This window comes from Flintibacter porci, assembly GCF_041925195.1.
GTDB classification, from domain to species: Bacteria; Bacillota; Clostridia; order Oscillospirales; family Oscillospiraceae; genus Lawsonibacter; species Lawsonibacter porci.
Window position 1 is genome coordinate 149,832 of record NZ_JBHEVB010000008.1, and the last position, 16,789, is coordinate 166,620.

Annotated in this window: 12 protein-coding genes; 9 read left to right on the forward strand and 3 right to left on the reverse strand. The window is 62.7% G+C overall.

What is annotated here, in order from left to right; genetic code table 11:
- The first annotated feature begins 24 nt into the window (after window positions 1–24).
- The 9 genes from gluQRS (at window position 25) to ACEVJL_RS10645 (ending at window position 8,219) form a co-directional block, all read left to right on the forward strand.
- The gene (gene gluQRS / locus ACEVJL_RS10605) at window positions 25–945 is read left to right on the forward strand and encodes a tRNA glutamyl-Q(34) synthetase GluQRS (RefSeq protein WP_235398093.1); all 921 of its coding nucleotides are present in this window, start codon (window positions 25–27) and stop codon (window positions 943–945) included.
- A 138-nt stretch (window positions 946–1,083) separates the two neighbouring features.
- Window positions 1,084–1,380, forward strand: coding sequence for a 30S ribosomal protein S6 (gene rpsF, locus ACEVJL_RS10610; RefSeq protein ID WP_008982301.1), 297 nt, complete (start codon window positions 1,084–1,086; stop codon window positions 1,378–1,380).
- A gap of 12 nt (window positions 1,381–1,392) precedes the next feature.
- Window positions 1,393–1,908 carry a single-stranded DNA-binding protein gene (locus tag ACEVJL_RS10615; protein WP_008982300.1) on the forward strand — a complete coding sequence of 172 codons (516 nt, stop codon included), beginning with the start codon at window positions 1,393–1,395 and terminating at the stop codon, window positions 1,906–1,908.
- 39 nt (window positions 1,909–1,947) lie between these two features.
- On the forward strand, window positions 1,948–2,193 hold the full coding sequence (rpsR, locus tag ACEVJL_RS10620; protein WP_020989965.1) for a 30S ribosomal protein S18: 246 nt from the start codon (window positions 1,948–1,950) through the stop codon (window positions 2,191–2,193).
- Window positions 2,194–2,411: 218 nt separating this feature from the next.
- Entirely contained in the window at window positions 2,412–2,987 is a 576-nt protein-coding gene (locus ACEVJL_RS10625) for a xanthine phosphoribosyltransferase (protein WP_040649980.1), read from the forward strand.
- 93 nt (window positions 2,988–3,080) lie between these two features.
- The gene (locus ACEVJL_RS10630) at window positions 3,081–4,349 is read left to right on the forward strand and encodes a BMP family ABC transporter substrate-binding protein (RefSeq protein ID WP_325208181.1); all 1,269 of its coding nucleotides are present in this window, start codon (window positions 3,081–3,083) and stop codon (window positions 4,347–4,349) included.
- A gap of 169 nt (window positions 4,350–4,518) precedes the next feature.
- On the forward strand, window positions 4,519–6,117 hold the full coding sequence (locus tag ACEVJL_RS10635; RefSeq protein WP_020989964.1) for an ABC transporter ATP-binding protein: 1,599 nt from the start codon (window positions 4,519–4,521) through the stop codon (window positions 6,115–6,117).
- Window position 6,118: 1 nt separating this feature from the next.
- A complete protein-coding gene (locus ACEVJL_RS10640; RefSeq protein WP_008982295.1) occupies window positions 6,119–7,234 on the forward strand; it encodes an ABC transporter permease in 1,116 nt (371 codons plus the stop codon).
- On the forward strand, window positions 7,221–8,219 hold the full coding sequence (locus ACEVJL_RS10645; RefSeq protein WP_374737825.1) for an ABC transporter permease: 999 nt from the start codon (window positions 7,221–7,223) through the stop codon (window positions 8,217–8,219). The genes ACEVJL_RS10640 and ACEVJL_RS10645 overlap by 14 nt, the downstream gene beginning before the upstream one ends.
- A 67-nt stretch (window positions 8,220–8,286) precedes the next feature.
- On the opposite strand, the gene ACEVJL_RS10650 is transcribed toward ACEVJL_RS10645, so the two are convergent.
- The 3 genes from ACEVJL_RS10650 to mfd all read right to left on the reverse strand — a co-directional run bounded on the left by ACEVJL_RS10650 (window position 8,287) and on the right by mfd (window position 16,579).
- Window positions 8,287–10,926 (reverse strand): calcium-translocating P-type ATPase, PMCA-type, encoded by a 2,640-nt coding sequence (locus tag ACEVJL_RS10650; RefSeq protein ID WP_374737826.1) that lies wholly within the window; start codon window positions 10,924–10,926, stop codon window positions 8,287–8,289.
- Between the two features lie 763 nt (window positions 10,927–11,689).
- Window positions 11,690–12,988: a peptidylprolyl isomerase gene (locus tag ACEVJL_RS10655; RefSeq protein ID WP_374737827.1), complete on the reverse strand. Its 1,299-nt coding sequence runs from the start codon at window positions 12,986–12,988 to the stop codon at window positions 11,690–11,692.
- Window positions 12,989–13,084: 96 nt separating this feature from the next.
- The gene (mfd, locus tag ACEVJL_RS10660; RefSeq protein ID WP_374737828.1) at window positions 13,085–16,579 is read right to left on the reverse strand and encodes a transcription-repair coupling factor; all 3,495 of its coding nucleotides are present in this window, start codon (window positions 16,577–16,579) and stop codon (window positions 13,085–13,087) included.
- Window positions 16,580–16,789 lie beyond the last annotated feature (210 nt).

The following is a 16,789-nucleotide window of genomic DNA, read 5'->3' on the forward strand; positions in this document are numbered from 1 at the left end:
AACAAGGAGAGGAGGGGCGGACTCATGGAACAGAAAACAGTGCGGGGCCGCTTTGCCCCCAGCCCCAGCGGACGGATGCACCTGGGCAACCTGTGGTCAGCGCTGCTGGCCTGGCTCAGCGCCCGGAGCCAGGGGGGCGAGATGGTGCTGCGGCTGGAGGACCTGGACCCGGACCGGTGTACCCGGGCCTGGTGCGACCAGGTGATGCGGGATCTGGAGTGGCTTGGACTCACCTGGGACAACGAGCCGGTGTACCAGTCGGAGCGCACCGCGGTATATGCGGAGGCTTTCCACGCTCTGGAGGAGCGGGGCCTCATCTACCCCTGCTACTGCACCCGGGCTGAGCGCCTGGCCGCCTCGGCGCCCCACCGCAGCGACGGGCAGACCATCTACGACGGCCGCTGCTCCCGGCTGACCGAGGCGGAGCGGGAGGCTCTCAGCCAGACCCGCCGCCCGGCCTGGCGGGTGAAAGTGGGGCAGGAATCCATTACATTTTGCGATTTTCTATATGGAGAATACAAAGAGGACTTAAAAACCGACTGCGGAGACTTCATTTTGCGCCGCTCCGACGGGGTGTATGCCTACCAGCTGGCGGTGGTGGTGGACGACGCCGCCATGGGGGTAACCCAGGTGGTGCGGGGCAGCGACCTGCTCTCGTCCACCCCCCGGCAGATCTATCTCCAGCGGCTGCTGGGGCTGCCGCAGCCGGAGTACGGCCACGTGCCTTTGCTGCTGGCCGCCGACGGGCGGCGGCTGGCCAAGCGGGACCGGGACCAGGAGCTGGGGGAGCTTCAGAGCGGGTATACCGCGCCCGAGCTTTTGGGTCACCTGGCCCATCTGGCCGGTCTCATCCCGGAGCCCGCGCCCATCACCGCCCAGCAGCTCGTCCCTCTCTTTTCCTGGGAAAAGCTCACCCGAGAGGACCTCAAGGTGGAAAAATTTTGATTTATATAGAGGAAACCCCTTGACTTCTGGACAAAATCAGATATAATAATTAGGCCTGTCTTCCTGAGAAGGCGGGCCTTATCCTTGCTCCCGGCATGAAGACCGGGGGCCACAAGACCATAAGGAGGTGCAAGAAACATGGCAAAGATCACTGCGAACTACGAGGCGATGTATATCCTGGACCCCGCTCTGAGCGAGGAGGCCATCGCTGCTCTGGTTGCGAAGTTCAAGGCCGTCGTGGAGGCTAACGGTACCGTCTCCGAGATCGACGAGTGGGGCAAGCGCCGTCTGGCCTATCCCATCAACGATCTGATGGAGGGCTACTACGTCCTGATGACCTTCAACGCCGCTGCCGCTATCCCCGCCGAGCTGGACCGTATTTTCCGGATCACCGACGGCGTGATGCGTTCCCTCATCGTCTGCAAGGACCAGTAAGGGGGAGCTAAAATGCTCAATCGAATCATTATCATGGGTCGCCTGACCCGTGACCCGGAGCTGCGCCACACCCAGACTGGGACCGCTGTGGCCTCCTTCACCCTTGCGGTGGACCGGGATTTTAAGGACAAGTCCACTGGCGAGCGCTCCACCGACTTCATCGACGTGGTAGCCTGGCGCCAGACCGGCGAGTTTGTCAGCCGCTACTTCACCAAGGGCCGCATGGCTGTGGTAGAGGGCCGGCTGCAGATCCGGGATTGGACGGATAAAGACGGCGGCAAGCGCCGCAGCGCCGAGATCGTGGCGGATAACGTCTACTTCGGCGACTCCAAGCGGGACGGCGACGGAGGCTATCAGAGCTCCGGCTACGCCTCCGGCGGCGGATACTCCGGCGGCTATGCCTCCGGCGGTTACGCTTCCCCCGCTGCTCCGGCCGCGCCTGCGGCCCCCTCCGGCTACGGCGCCCCCTCCATGGGCGGCGACCAGTTTGCCGAACTCTCTGACGACGACGGCGAGCTGCCGTTTTAAATCTTAGACCGTATATGGTCGTAAAAGGAGGTTACTCTCATGGCTATGGAACGTGAAAACCGGGCTCCCCGCGGCCGCAAGCGCCGCAAGGTCTGTGCCTTCTGCGTGGACAAGGTCGAGTGCATCGACTACAAGGACGCTGCCAAGCTGCGCCGCTATACTTCCGAGCGCGGAAAGATCCTGCCCCGCCGCACCACCGGCACCTGCGCCATGCATCAGCGTCAGCTGACCGAGGCCATCAAGCGCGCCCGTCAGGTCGCCCTGCTGCCCTACGTCACCGACTAATTGCATTGCTTCAAGCCTCTCCCAGTTGGGAGAGGCTTTTTTTATTGCTTTCACAGTCCGGTCACAAAAAATTTTGAAAAGGGATTGCACAATGGGCAATTATTTTGTACAATAAAAATATATTTCTATCGGATCGTGGCCCGCACTGTCGGGCCACGCCGTTGTTTCCGTGCATTATTTGTTTATATTTTACAGATAGAAAGGGTGGCGGCCGGCCTATGGAGCTTTTGAAGGAACGAATTCGCAAAGATGGGAAGGTCAAGGGCACCGACGTGCTGAAGGTGGACAGTTTTCTGAATCACCAGATGGACGTCGATCTCTTCGCGGAGATCGGCAAAGAATTTAAGCGCAGATTTGCAGACTGCGACGTGAACAAGATCCTGACGATTGAGGCTTCGGGCATTGGGATCGCCTGTATCACGGCGCAGTTTTTCCACTGTCCGGTGATTTTTGCCAAAAAGAACCAGACCAAGAACATCGCCGGTGAGGTGTACACCTCCCAGGTGGAGTCCTTTACCCACGGCCGTGTGTACAACATCATTGTGGCCAAGGAGTTTTTGGGCCCGGGCGACAAGGTGCTGCTCATCGACGACTTCCTGGCCAACGGCGCCGCCCTGGAGGGGCTGGCCAAGCTGGTGAAGGATGCCGGAGCGGAGCTGGTGGGCGCTGGTATCGTCATCGAGAAGGCCTTCCAGCCCGGCGGTGACCGCCTGCGCGCCGAGGGCCTGCGGGTGGAATCTTTGGCAAGAGTCAAGAGCATGAACGAGGAGACCGGCGTGGAGTTCGTGGACTGAGCGTCCCCTTACCGTGGTTAAAACCGGGAAAACCCGGTTTTAATAAAAAAGAGGAATAGGAAACGAATGAGAAAACAAGGAGGAACTTTGCACATGAAGAAGATTCTCGCACTTGTACTGGCTCTTGCCATGGTCCTGGGCCTGGCTGCCTGCGGCAGCAGCGGCTCCGGCAGCGGTTCCGGCAGCCAGAGCGGCTCCCAGACCAGCAATTCCGACTTTAAGGTAGGCGCCATCTATATCAACAAGAAGAGCGATACCGCCGGCTACACCTATGCCCATCACACCGGCATCACCAAGGCCATGAAGGAGCTGGGCATGGATCCTGAGAAGCAGCTGGTCATCGTGGACCAGGTTCCCGAGGACGACACCCAGGTGGGCGCCGCCGTGGACACTCTGGTGGGTGAGGGCTGCAGCATCATTTTCGGCATCTCCTTTGGTTACCTCAACGAGATGGAAGTGAAGGCTCAGGAGTATCCCGACGTGATCTTCTCCCACGCCACCGGCTTCAAGAGCAACGACACCAACTACAATAACTACTTCGGCCGCATCTATCAGGCCCGCTACCTGGCCGGCATCGCTGCGGGTCTCAAGAGCCTGGAGACCGGCAACAACAACATCGGCTATGTCTCCGCCTATGATACCGAGTACGCCGAGACCTGCTCCGGCATCAACGGCTTCACCCTGGGCGTGCAGGCCGTCAACCCCAACGCCACCGTCTATGTCAAGGAGCTGGGCACCTGGACCGACGAGGTCAACGAGTACGCCTTTGCCGAGGAGCTCATCAAGAGCTACGGCTGCGGTGTGATCGCCCAGCACTGTGACTCCGCTCAGCCCCAGCTGGCCGCGGAGAAGGCCGGCCAGTTCGGCTGCGGCTACAACTCCGACATGACCGCCGACGCCCCCGCTGCCCACCTCACCGCTCCCGTGTGGAACTGGGATGTGTACTACAAGCTGGCCATCCAGACCGCCATGGAGTGTGAGTCCGCCGACCAGTTCGTGGAGAAGATGGGCGGCCCCGCCTACTACGGCGGCCTGAATGAGGGCATGGTTGACGTGTCCCCCCTGAGCGAGAACTGCGCTGCCGGTACTCAGGACGCCATTGACCAGGTCAAGGCCCTGATCGCCTCCGGCGAGTGGGATGTGTTCTCCGGCGTGAAGCTGAACATCACCGTCGCCGACGGCAAGGCTACCATCGAGAAGGTGGATGCTCCCCTGGTCACCAGCGACCGGGATGAGGTGAAGGACGACCAGGTGGTCGTTGCCGCCAACACCGAGATCGTGCCCGCCGGCGGTCCCTCCGTGAAGGACAGCGTCATCACCGGCAGCATGAACTATCTGGTGAAGGGCGTTGTGGTGGCCTGATTCGCCCGCGCAACTGTCTGAAGACCCGAACAACCGGGCCGGCCAACCGGCCGGCCCGGTTTTGATTTTTGCAGTTTGGGCCGGAACAAGGTCCGGTTTGAACTGGAAAAACCAAGCCTGAAACAAAACCGACAACGATTTGCAGATACAAAAGAGGGAGTGTGATTCCATGGCGGAGGAATACGCCATTGAAATGCGGGGGATTACCAAGACCTTCGGAAGCGTGGTGGCCAACAAGGATGTAAACCTGACCCTGCGCCGGGGCGAGATCCTGGCGCTGTTGGGCGAGAACGGCTCGGGCAAGACTACGCTGATGAATATGCTCTCCGGCATTTACCAGCCCGACGGAGGCGAGATCTTCGTGGAGGGCAAGTCCGTGTCCATCCACTCCCCCCAGGAGGCCAAGCGCCTGGGGATCGGCATGGTCCACCAGCACTTCAAGCTGGTGGAGGTGTTCTCTGCCGCGGACAACATCTGGATGGGCAAGGAGAAGGCGGGCTTTTTGCTGAAAAAGGACCGCTATGCCCAGATCGAGGCCATGGCCAAAAAGTTTGGGTTTGACATCGACCCCAAAAAGCAGGTCAAGAACATGGCCGTGTCGGAAAAGCAGACCCTGGAGATCATCAAGGTGCTGTATTACGGCGCCAAGGTCATCATTCTGGACGAGCCCACCGCCGTTTTGACGGTGCAGGAGATCCAAAAGCTCTTTGCGGTGCTGCGCCGTATGAAGGAGCAGGGACACTCCATCATCATCATCACCCACAAGCTCAATGAGGTGATGGAGATTTCCGACCGGGTGGCCATCCTGCGCAAGGGCGAGTACATCACCACCGTGGAGACGGCCCAGACCAACGAGCAGGAGCTTACCGAGTGGATGGTGGGCCGGAAGGTGGACCTGAACATCGAGCGGCCTGTGGTGGAAAAGACCCGGCCTCTGCTGGAGATCCGAGACCTCACCATCGACAACGACGAGGGCGCAGTGGCCATCGACAAGGTGAGCTTCTATATCCGCGGCGGCGAGATTTTGGGCGTGGCCGGCATTGCGGGCTGCGGCCAGAAGGAGCTGTGTGAGGCCATCGCAGGCCTGCGGCCGGTGCGGTCGGGCCTGATGATCCACAAGGGAGACAACATTGTGGGCCTTTCCCCCAAGGCCATTTTGGAAAAGGGCATCTCCATGTCCTTCATCCCGGAGGACCGGCTGGGCATGGGCCTGGCGCCTTCCATGTCCATTACGGACAATATGATCCTGAAAAACTACTCCGAGACCAAGGGCCCCCTGGTGGACCGGAAGGCGGGCCGGGCGGCGGCGGAGCAGGTCATTGAGCAGTTAGGCGTGGTGACTCCCTCCACCGAGACGCCGGTGCGCCGCCTGTCCGGCGGCAACGTGCAGAAGGTGCTGCTGGGCCGGGAGATCAAGGCCGGTCCCAACGTCATCGTCACCGCCTACCCGGTGCGCGGCCTGGATATCAACTCCTCCTACGCCATCTATAACATCCTCAACCAGCAGAAAAAGGACGGCGTGGGCATCCTCTTTGTGGGCGAGGACCTGGACGTGATGCTGGCCCTGTGCGACAAGATCATGGTGCTGTGCCACGGAAAGGTGATGGGCGTGGTCCACGCCCACAAGACCAGCAAGGAGGAGCTGGGCCTGATGATGACCGGCGCGCTGGATCTGACCAACAAGTATGAGGACAAGCCTGCCGGCATCGCCAAGGACACTAATATTTCCCAGGAGCAGCTGGAGCAGAGCAAGAGGGAGGAGGAGTGACATGGGATTTCATATCGTAAAGCGGGACAGCTGTCCGATGTGGAAAAAGCTGTCGCTCTATCTCGGGGCGGTTCTGCTGGCGCTGGTGGTGGGCGGCCTGCTGCTGCTGGCCATCGGAGTCAACCCCATCGCCTACTACCAGCGCATGTTCACCATGGGCATGATCGGCAACAAGATCGCCTATAAGACCTTTGAAAACTATCTCAAGGTCTTTGTCCCCCTGGTGCTCACCTCGGTGGCCCTGTCCCTGTCCTTTAAAATGCGCTTTTGGAACATCGGCGGCGAGGGCCAGTTCATCCTGGGCGCGGTGGCCGCCGGCGCGGTGGCGCTGAAGCTGGGCAGCGTGCTGCCGGAGGGTGTGACCCTGCTGCTCATGTGCCTGGCCGGCATGCTGGCCGCCGGGCTGTACGGGGCTCTGGTGGCGGCGCTGAAGGTGAAGTTCGGTACCAACGAGACCCTGATGACCCTGATGCTCAACTATGTGGCCCTGTACTTCCTGGTGTTCCTGGGTGAGACTCAGGCCTCCTGGAACTTCTTCCTGGATACCTCCTCGGCCCGTCCGGTGTTTGCCAACTTCAGCAAGGAGGTCTCCTTCCCCACCATCCCCATCGGGAAATTCCAGCTCAACGTGTGCGTCATCTTTACCCTGATCATCGGCGTGCTGGTCTACGGCTACCTCAAGTACTCCAAGCAGGGCTATGAGATCGCCGTGGTGGGCGACAGCGTGGGTACCGCCCGGTACGCGGGCATGAAGGTCAACCGCATCGTGCTGCGCACCGTGTTCCTGTCCGCCTGTCTCATCGGCCTGGCCGCCGCCTTCAAGGTGGGCACCGTGGGTATCCTGTCCTCCTCGTTTACCGACGATGTAGGCTGGACCGGCGTGATCGTGGCCTGGCTGTCTCAGCTGAATACCGGAGCCATCTTCCTGGTGTCCGCCCTCATCTCCATGCTTCAGCACGGCTCCACGGTGGCGGCAGCCACCTTCGCCCAGGTGGATTCCAGCTTTGCGGATATGCTCCAGGGCGCGATTCTGTTTTTGGTGCTGGCCGCGGATTTCCTGATCCGCTTCAAGATCGTTCGAACCAAGAAAGGGGGCGGCGAGAATGGAAATGGATAAAATGGGGGTGGTAACCACCTTCATCCACAACATCGTGGTCTATAATATTCCTCTGCTCTACGGCACCGCCGGAGAGATCATGGTGGAAAAGTCGGGCAGCCTGAACCTGGGCGTGGAAGGCATCATGGCGGTGGGCGCCATCTTCGGCTATATCGTGGGCTGCTACGCCAACAGTCTGGGCGTGGGCATCCTGATGGCCTTCCTGATGGGGGCGCTGTGCGGCCTGCTGTTTGCCGCTCTTACCGTCTCCCTCCAGGCCAACCAGAACATCACCGGTTTGACCCTGACCACCTTCGGCCTGGGTGTGTATTTCTTTGTGGGCAACGGCGTCAAAGCCATCAGCTGGCCCGTCATGAACGACTACGCCAACATCAAAGAGGGCTTTGCCAACCTGCCCATTCCCGGCCTGTCCCAGATCCCGGTGCTGGGTGAGGGACTGTTCAACCACAACGTTCTGGTCTATCTGGGCGTAGTCATCGCCCTGGTGATGTGGTGGTATCTCAACCGCACCAACCCCGGCCTGCGGCTGCGGGCGGTGGGCGAGAACCCCGGCGCTGCCGACTCGGTGGGCGTCAATGTAAAGCGGTATAAGTATATCCACATCTGCCTGGGCTGCGGCGTGATGGGCATTGGTGGGTACTATATGGCCCTGAACATGTCCGGCTCCTTCAACAGCAGCTGCTGGATCAACGGCTACGGCTGGATCGCGGTGGCCCTGGTCATCTTTGCCAACTGGAATCCCGCCCTGGCTATCCTGGGTACCTTTGTTTTTGGCTTCTTCAACACCCTGCGGGTGTCGGGCTCCAGCCTGGCCGCCGCCTTCCCCGAAGGGTTGGGCTGGCTGGCCGCGGTGCCCACCCAGCTCTACCAGGCCCTGCCCTTTATTATCACCGCCGTGGTGCTGGTGGTCACCTCCGTGCGCAAGCGGGAGGGTTCCGGCCAGCCTCAGGCGCTGGGCCTCAATTACTTCCGGGAGGAGCGGTAAGGCGCTTCCCATCCAAACTGTAAAAAACGGCCGCCACCCCAAAGGGTGGCGGCCGTTTTTGCAGCTCTCAGGGAACTGCGGCGGTCTGCCTGGCGTTGTTTTTTTTGCCGGTGAGCGCTTTGCTGATCTCACAGATGGGAACAGGAGCCGCGGAGAGGAGAAGCACCGTGAGCCACTGATACAGGTCCAGGGAGACGGTGGAAAAGACGCTCTGGAGAGGCGGCACCAGCAAAACCGCCAGCTGGAGCGCCAGCCCGGCCAGAAAGGCCCGATTCATGGCGGGGTTGGACAGGGGACCCATGGCAAACAGGGAGCGGTCCTCGCTGCGCACGTTGAAGGCGTGGAAGAGCTGGCAGAGGGTGAGGGTGGCAAAGGCCATGGTGTTGGCCACAGGGCCTTCGCTGCCCGGCGCAGCCAGGCGGGTAAAGCCCAAAAAGTAGGCCGCCAGGGTGAGAACGCCCACCATCAGTCCCTGCCACAGCAGGCGCAGGGTGAATTTCCCGTCAAACAGCCCGGCCCGTGCGTCCCGGGGCGGCTGGTCCATGACGCCCGGCTCCACCGGCTCCACGCCCAGCGCCAGGGCGGGGAGGGAGTCGGTGACAAGATTGAGCCAGAGAAGCTGCACGGGAGCCAGAGGCATGGTGCCGAAGTCCAGCAGGGTGGCGGTAAAGATAGTGAAGATCTCGCCAATGTTGCAGGAGAGCAGGTAGTGGATGGCCTTGCGGATGTTGGAGTAGATGCCCCGGCCTTCCTCGATGGCGGCCACAATGGTGGAAAAGTTGTCGTCGGTGAGGATCATGTGGGCGGCCCCCTTGGCCACGTCGGTGCCGGAGCGGCCCATGGCGCAGCCGATGTCGGCGGCCTTCAGGGCGGGGGCGTCATTGACGCCGTCTCCTGTCATGGCCACCACCAGCCCCCGCTTCTGCCAGGCCTGGACAATGCGCATCTTGTGCTCCGGGGACACCCGGGCGAAGACGGAGAAGCGGTGGATGTCCTCCTCCAGCACCTCCTGGGGCATAAAGTCCAGCTCCGGGCCGGTAAGGGTGAGCTCCCCAGGGCGGAGAATGTCCAGCTCCCGGGCCACGGCGGAGGCGGTCGCCCGGTGGTCGCCGGTAATCATCACCGGCCGCACCCCGGCCTGGTGGCAGCGTGCCACCGCCAGCTTGGCCTCCGGCCGGGGCGGGTCCATCAGGCCAAAGAGGCCTAAAAAGGTGAGGTTGTCCTCCAGCAGCTGGGGGGTGAGCTGGGCGGGGAGGAAGGACAGGTCCCGAAAGGCCACCGCCAGTACCCGCAGGGCCTTGCGGGCCATCTCCTCATTGGCGGCGGTAATGCGTCCCCGGTCGTCGGGGGAGAGGGGACCCTTCGGCCCCTGGGTGCACCGGGGCAGCAGCACGTCGGGAGCGCCCTTCACATATACCCGGTAGCCCCCCTCCGGCAGGGCGTGGATGGTGGACATGCGTTTGCGGGTGGAGTCAAAGGGCAACTCGTCAGTCCGGGGCAGCGCCTCCTCCAGCTTGTGCTGGTCCAGCCCCTCCTGGGCCGCTGCCACCAATAGAGCCCCTTCGGTGGGGTCACCGGAGGCCACGGGAGCACCCGCCCGCCACTCCAGCCGGGCATCAGAGCACAGCGCGCCCCCGGTGAGGGCCTCCCGCCGGTGTCCGCCGGGGAGCAGCCACAGCTGCTGGACCGTCATGCGGTTCTGGGTGAGGGTGCCCGTCTTGTCCGAGCAGATGACCCCGGCGCAGCCCAAAGTCTCCACGGCGGGCAGCTTTTTTACGATAGCACCCCGCCTGGCCATGCGGCTTACTCCCAGAGCCAGCACAATGGTAACGATGGCGGGCAGGCCCTCCGGAATGGCGGCCACCGCCAGGGAGACGGCGGTGAGGAACATATCCAGCATCTTTTTCCCTTGGAGGAGCCCTACCCCAAACATCACTGCGCACACACACAGGCACAGAAAGGACAGCTTTTGGGAAATTTCCGCCATCCGGGCCTGGAGGGGGGTGGTGCCCTCCTCCTGGTCGGAGAGCATCCCGGCGATATGGCCCATCTGGCTGTCTCCGCCGGTGGCGCAGACCACCGCCGTGCCCCTACCGGCGGTGACCAGGGTGCCGGAGAGGACCATGTTGACCCAATCCCCCAGAGGGGCGTCGGGGGCAAGGATGAGGTCCGGGTCCTTTTCCACCGGGGCGGACTCGCCGGTCATGGCGCTCTCGTCGGTTTGCAGGCGGCTGGAGGACAGGAGCCGGGCGTCGGCAGGGACCAGGTCCCCGGCTTCTAAGTAGATGATGTCCCCGGGGACCAGGTCGCTGGCCTGCACCCGGGTTTGGCGGCCGTCCCGCAGAGCCTGAGCCATGGGGGAGGATAGCTTCTGCAACTCCTCCAGGGCCTGTTGGGCCCGGTCCTCCTGAGAGATGGACAGGACGCTGTTGACCACCACAATGACCAGAATAATGGCCCCGTCCAACCAGTCCTTTCCGCCGCTCACCGCCAAAGACAGCCCTGCCGCTGCCAACAGCACTACGATCATGGGGTCGGTGACCTGAGCCAGCACCCGGGCCAGAAGGCTGGCCTGTTTCGGGGCGGGGAGCGCATTGGGACCGTAGCGGTCCAGGCGGTCCTTGGCCTGCTTGGTCGTGAGACCCTGGGGCCGGGCGTCCAATTCCTCTAACAGACGGTCTGTGGGTATACTGTGCCAGTTGTTCATGGTTCTCTCGCTCCTTCCTTGTTCTGCCAGTATAGACCATGGCCTGTCCATATTTTAGGGAATTGGGGAGGGGAGGAAATTTATTCCATTTTTAAGCGGGGGAGAGTCCGCCCTGCTGGGCGGGTTCCTTTTTGTTTGCCCAAAAAGGAACCAAAAATGCCCCGGGGGTTGCGTTCCGATGAACACCTCGCCGAAGGCGGGTGCTCATAGTCTCTTACCCCCGGACCCCCGGCTACAGGGGACGTCCTCTTGGGGGTATGGTTGTGCCTTCCCGGCGGGCCTAAGACAAGATCCTCTGTCCTTCTTGCCTCGGCCCACTGGGGCCTGCGAGGTGGAAATTTGAACGCGTCCGCGCTGTACAGACACCGCATACCTTGGCAGAGCCGTGGCAGCTGGTCCGCCCAGCCACCGCTGCACCCAACAGGAAGGCAGGCACCAGGCGGTGTCATTCAGAGGTGCAATGCCAACAAATTTGGATGGAAGTAGGCCCCAGTGGGCCGAGATTAGGAGGGGAACAGATCTTGATTTTGCCCGCCGGAAATAACTGCCGGACCGAAGTGACCCGCTTTCGTAGAAGGGGTCCGGGGACAAGCCGCCTGTGAGCACCCGCTGCGCGAAGGTGCTCACCGAAGGCGATCCCCGGCGGCGTTTTGCCTACTTTGCCGCCGTGGGCAAAGTAGGACGCCCCGCAGGGCGGAACTCCAAATAAAAAAGTGGGAGCGACATTTTTCGTCACTCCCACAAGAGAAATATTCAGGAAGGATTAAGAGGCACTGGAGCTGCTGCTGGAACTACCGCTGGAGCTGTTGCTGGAATCCCCGGAGCTCTCCTCCTGCGCGGCAGTCACCTCCGCCTGCACCGCGGTGCGCAGGGCGGTGAGCTGGGTGTAGAAGGCGGCGGGGTCGATCTTCTTGTACTCGTCGTTGGTCTCCACAGGGAACTGCTCCAGCCAGCCCTGCTGCCGCTGGCTCATGAGATAGGAGACGTACTGATCCCGGTAGTCGGCGGCCTGGATGGGCAGGCGGAGAATGATGTGATAGCCGTAGGTGCTCTCCACAATGCCGCTGATCTCGCCGGGCTGAAGGGCCAGGGCGGCCTCCTCAAAGGCGGCTACCATCTGGCCGGACTTGGCCTCGTAGCCCTCGGGGCTGTTCACGTTGCCGGAGGAGTCGGTGTCCTCGCTGTACTCCTTCATCAGCTCATCAAACAGGGCTTCCTTGTCGCTGGCGGCCTGGAGCTGGGCGAGAATGTCCTCGGCAGTGGCTTTCTTCTGGGCCACGGTGGCGTCGTCCAGCGGCTCGTACTCGCCGGTGGCCTTGCCGTCCGCGTCCTTGATGGGCTTGCTGGTATCCACGGTCTTGAGCAGGATGTGCTTGGCCTTGTAGGCGATCTGCAGGTTGTCGGAGACATAGGTGAGGATGTCCTCATCCTTGGGGGCGTCAGGAGCGCCGTCGCCGTAGTAGCGGTTCATCAGCTGGGTGTTCAGGTCGCCGGCCTGCATCATGCGGGTGTACAGGTCCCGGGTGAGGGCGCTGGACCAGAGCATGTGATCTACCATAGCATCGCCACCAGCCTGCTGGGCAAAGCTGTCTATGGCCTGCTGGATGGTCTGAGCGGACTCGTCAGAGACAGACAGGCCCTCCTGCTGGGCGATGACAGGGACCAGAGCGTACAGAGCGGCGGTTTGCAGGGCGTTGTTCAAAAAGCCCTCCGCCATGGTGGAGCCGTCCTCCATCTCGGTGTCCCAGGGCAGGTCAGAGGCGCTCATGCCCATCATGGCGTAGTACTGAGCGCTGCCGTCCACGGTGGCGGCCAGCCAGTAGAGCAGGCTGTCGGCGGTGATCTCCGTGTCGCCCACCGTGGCCACCACGGTGTCGCCGGAGAGACCGGCGGTGGACAGGAAGGGGTCCGTGACGGAGGAGAGGTCCATGGCCTGGACCTGGGAGGAGCTGCCGTCGCTGGAGCTGCTGGAGCTGCCGCCCTTTGCACCGCAGCCGGTGAAGGCGGTGAGGGCCAGAACAAGAGACAGGGAGAGGGCTCCCAGACGTTTCAAGGTAGGCATGGTACAGATCCTTTCTTATTTCACGATGATTTCAGACTAAATTAAGCTTGGGTCAGACCATCATAGCACAAACCGGGCATTAGGGCAAGCAAAGTCTCAGCCCAGAGCGGAAAAGGCGGAGATGAGAGCCTGGGCGGTGCGCAGGGGCTCGTCGCCGCTGCGCAGGCGCAGGGTAAAGCGGGGCACGTCGCCGGGGATGAGGAGCAGCCGGTCCTTGAACTTGGGGTCGGCGCACAGGGCGGAGAATTGCTCCAGATTGAACTGATCCAGGGTAAAGACCAGCTGGCCCTTCTTCTGGGCGATGTCGGTGACCCCGGCCTGGGAGGCGGCGGCGCGGAGAAGGGCCACCGAGATGAGGTTGTTCACCGTGCGGGGCGGCTCGCCGTAGCGGTCGATGAGCTCATCCACCAGATCGTCGGCCTCGCTCTCGTCCCGGATGGCGGCAATGCGGCGGTAGAGGTCCATGCGCTGCTCGGGGGAGGGGACGTACCGGTCCGGGATGGAGGCGGCCACGCTGAGGTCGGCGGAGCACTCGGTGCGCTTGGGGGGCGTCTGGCCCTGCTCGGTCAAAACGGCCTCCTCCAGCAGCTTCAGGTACATATCGTAGCCCACGGACAGCATAAAGCCGCTCTGCTCGGGACCCAGCACGTTGCCCGCGCCCCGGATCTCCAGGTCCCGCATGGCGATTTTGAAGCCGGAGCCGAACTCGGCAAACTCCCGGATGGCGGCCAGGCGTTTGGCGGCCACCTCGGTGAGCACCTTGCCCCGGCGGTAGGTGAGGTAGGCGTAGGCCCGGCGGTTGGAGCGGCCCACACGGCCACGGAGCTGGTGGAGCTGAGCCAGTCCCAGGTGGTCGGCGTCCTCGATGATGAGGGTGTTGGCGTTGGGCAGGTCGATGCCGGTTTCGATGATGGTGGTGCACACCAGCACGTTGAGCTCCCCGTCGGTCATGCGGCTCATCACGTCGTCGATGGCCTCCTGGCTCATCTTGCCGTGGGCCACGCCAACCGCGGCCGTCTCACCCAGCATCTGCTGGATGCGGGCGGCGGTGCGGTCGATGGTCTCCACCCGGTTGTGGAGGTAGTACACCTGGCCGCCGCGCTCCAGTTCCCGGCGCATGGCGTCGGCCACCACCGGCCAGTTGTGCTCCAGCACATAGGTCTGCACGGGAAGGCGGTCGGCGGGGGGCTCCTCCAGGGTGGACATGTCCCGGATGCCCGACATAGCCATATTCAAGGTGCGGGGAATAGGGGTGGCGGAGAGGGTGAGGACGTCCACCTGGCGGAAGGTCTCCTTCAGCTTCTCCTTGTGCTGCACGCCGAAGCGCTGCTCCTCGTCCACCACCAGCAGCCCTAAGTCTTTAAACTTCACGTCCTTGTTAAAGAGGCGGTGGGTGCCGATGAGAATATCCACCCCGCCGTTTTCCACCTTGCGTAGCGTCTCCTTCATCTGGGTGGGGGTGCGGAAGCGGGAGACCACGTCGATGTTCACCGGGTACTTCTGGAAGCGGCGCAGGGCGTTGAGGTAGTGCTGCCGGGCCAATACGGTGGTGGGCACCAGAACGGCGGCCTGCTTGCTGTCCAGCACGCACTTCATCATGGCCCGAAAGGCCACCTCGGTCTTGCCGTAGCCCACGTCGCCGCACAGCAGCCGGTCCATGGGTACGGGAGACTCCATATCCTTTTTGATTTCCTGGATGCACCGCAGCTGGTCGTCGGTCTCGGTGTACTCAAACTGCTCCTCAAACTCCCGCTGCCAGGGGGAGTCGGGGGAGAAGGCGTAACCTGGCTGGCGCTGGCGCTGGGCGTAGAGCTCGATGAGGCCCTTGGCCAGGTCCTGCACCGCCTTTTTCGCCCTGGTCTTGGCCCGTTCCCAGTCGGTGCCTCCCAGCTTGGAGAGTTTTTTCGTCTCTTGGGCGTCCTCGCCGCCGCCGATATACTTGGAAATGAGGTCCAGCTGGGTAGCGGGGACGTAGAGCACGTCGGAGCCGGCATAGGCGATCTTCACATAGTCCTTTTCAATGCCGTCGGCGGGCATTTTTACCATGCCCACGTAGCGGCCCACGCCGTGGTGCTCGTGGACCACCAGGTCGCCGGGGGAGAGGTCGGCGTAGGACTTGAGCTTCTGGCGGTTGGTGGTCTCCTTTTTCTGCCGGGGCCGCTTTTGGGGGGCGGCCTGGCCCTCGGTGATGACGGCCAGCTTCAGGCCGGGGTACTCCATACCGCCGGACAGGCCGCCCACGGTGAGCATGATCTGTCCCGGCTTGGGCAGGGTCTTGGGGGAGAACTCCACCCCGGAGGTCACCTTCTGCTCCCGCAGAAGGGTCTGGAGATTCAGCGCCCGCTGCTCCGAGGACACCAGCACCAGCACCCCAAAGCCAGCGGACTGGTAGTGGCTTAAATCCTGCACCGCCGTCTCCAGGCTGGCTCCGAAGGAGGGGAGCTGTTTGGCCATCAGGGACAGTACGCACCGGGGAGGCGTGGGGTAGGTGGAGAGGGTGAAGGAGTCCAGATAAGCTACCGGCCAGTTCTCCAGCACCTGGTTGAGCTGGGCAAAGGAGCGGGACAGGTCGCCGCAGCTGCCGTCCAGCTCGCCACGCTCCAGCAGAGTCTTCACGTCCTCCTCCATCTGCCACTGGTAGGTCTTGGCCCGCTCGGCTACCCGGCTGCTCTCCGAGAAGAGGACGCAGGCGTCCAGGGGCAGGTAGTCGGCGGCGGTGGCCAGGGTGGGGTAGATGAGGGGGAGGTAGCGGTCCACCGCGGGGAGAGAGCGGCCCTGCTCCAGGGCCTCACGGTCGGTCTCCAGGGTGGATTTCAGCGCCTTGTGGCCGTCCTTCTCCGCCTTGACAATGCGCTTATCCAGCAGAGCCAGCAGGCCGCCCAGCCCGCCGGGGGCCAGCTGGGGCAGCGTCTCCGCGCCGGGCAGAAGCACCGCCCGGTCCAGGTTTTCTGTGCGCCGCTGGGTGGCCGGGTCGAAGGAGCCCATGGCGTCCACTTCGTCACCCCAGAACTCCGCCCGGACGGGGGCGTCCATGGCGGGGGAGAATACGTCCAGGATGCCGCCCCGCAGGGCAAACTGGCCGGGACCCTCCACCTGCTGGCAGCGGGTATAGCCGGCGGCAGTGAGACGGGCGGCCAGGTCGTTGAGATCAATCTGCTGGCCGGTGGCCAGCTCCAGGGTGGCCTGTTTGAGGACATCGGGAGGCAAGGTGCGCTGCTGGAGGGCCTCCACCGAGGCCACCAGGCAGGGCAGCTCCCCCTCCGACAGCGCCCACAGCAGCTTCAAGCGCCGGTGCTCCCACTGGTGGGAGACGGTGGCGGCGTTGTGGAAGGTAAACTGCCGGGCGGTGAGCACCGGCACACTCTGGCCGGTGAAGAAGGCCAGGTCCCGGGCCATGCGCTCGCACTCGCTTTCATCGGCGCACACCACCACCACGGGTCGGTCCGAGGCCGCGCCCAGGGCGGCGGCAAAGTGGGCCCGGTGCACCGCGCCCAGGCCGGACACCGCCGCCGGGGACTGTCCCCCGTCCAACGCGGCCAGCAGCTGCTGAAATTCCGGCAGGTTTTGTAAAACAGAACGTAATATATTCAAAGCAAATCACTCCTAGTGACCTTATATTCCATAATATGGAAGTTATAGACGCGCCAATGCCCCCGTTTCCAGACAGAGACGGGGGGTGGTACGATTTTTCGCCCGGGGAGACTTGCCTCAAACGTCTGCCGGGGCGGGGGTTTTTAAAGGGATACCCCTATTTTACCCCAGAGAAAGGGGGTGTTACAAGGGAAATTTCGCTGCAGGCGC

Coding starts and splice junctions, on each gene's coding strand:
- ACEVJL_RS10650 (WP_374737826.1), bottom strand. CDS start 10,926: ATGAACAACTGGCACAGTATACCCACAGACCGTCTGTTAGAGGAATTG.
- ACEVJL_RS10655 (WP_374737827.1), bottom strand. CDS start 12,988: ATGCCTACCTTGAAACGTCTGGGAGCCCTCTCCCTGTCTCTTGTTCTG.
- rpsF (WP_008982301.1), top strand. CDS start 1,084: ATGGCAAAGATCACTGCGAACTACGAGGCGATGTATATCCTGGACCCC.
- ACEVJL_RS10640 (WP_008982295.1), top strand. CDS start 6,119: ATGGGATTTCATATCGTAAAGCGGGACAGCTGTCCGATGTGGAAAAAG.
- ACEVJL_RS10645 (WP_374737825.1), top strand. CDS start 7,221: ATGGAAATGGATAAAATGGGGGTGGTAACCACCTTCATCCACAACATC.
- ACEVJL_RS10615 (WP_008982300.1), top strand. CDS start 1,393: ATGCTCAATCGAATCATTATCATGGGTCGCCTGACCCGTGACCCGGAG.
- ACEVJL_RS10625 (WP_040649980.1), top strand. CDS start 2,412: ATGGAGCTTTTGAAGGAACGAATTCGCAAAGATGGGAAGGTCAAGGGC.
- gluQRS (WP_235398093.1), top strand. CDS start 25: ATGGAACAGAAAACAGTGCGGGGCCGCTTTGCCCCCAGCCCCAGCGGA.
- rpsR (WP_020989965.1), top strand. CDS start 1,948: ATGGCTATGGAACGTGAAAACCGGGCTCCCCGCGGCCGCAAGCGCCGC.
- ACEVJL_RS10635 (WP_020989964.1), top strand. CDS start 4,519: ATGGCGGAGGAATACGCCATTGAAATGCGGGGGATTACCAAGACCTTC.
- ACEVJL_RS10630 (WP_325208181.1), top strand. CDS start 3,081: ATGAAGAAGATTCTCGCACTTGTACTGGCTCTTGCCATGGTCCTGGGC.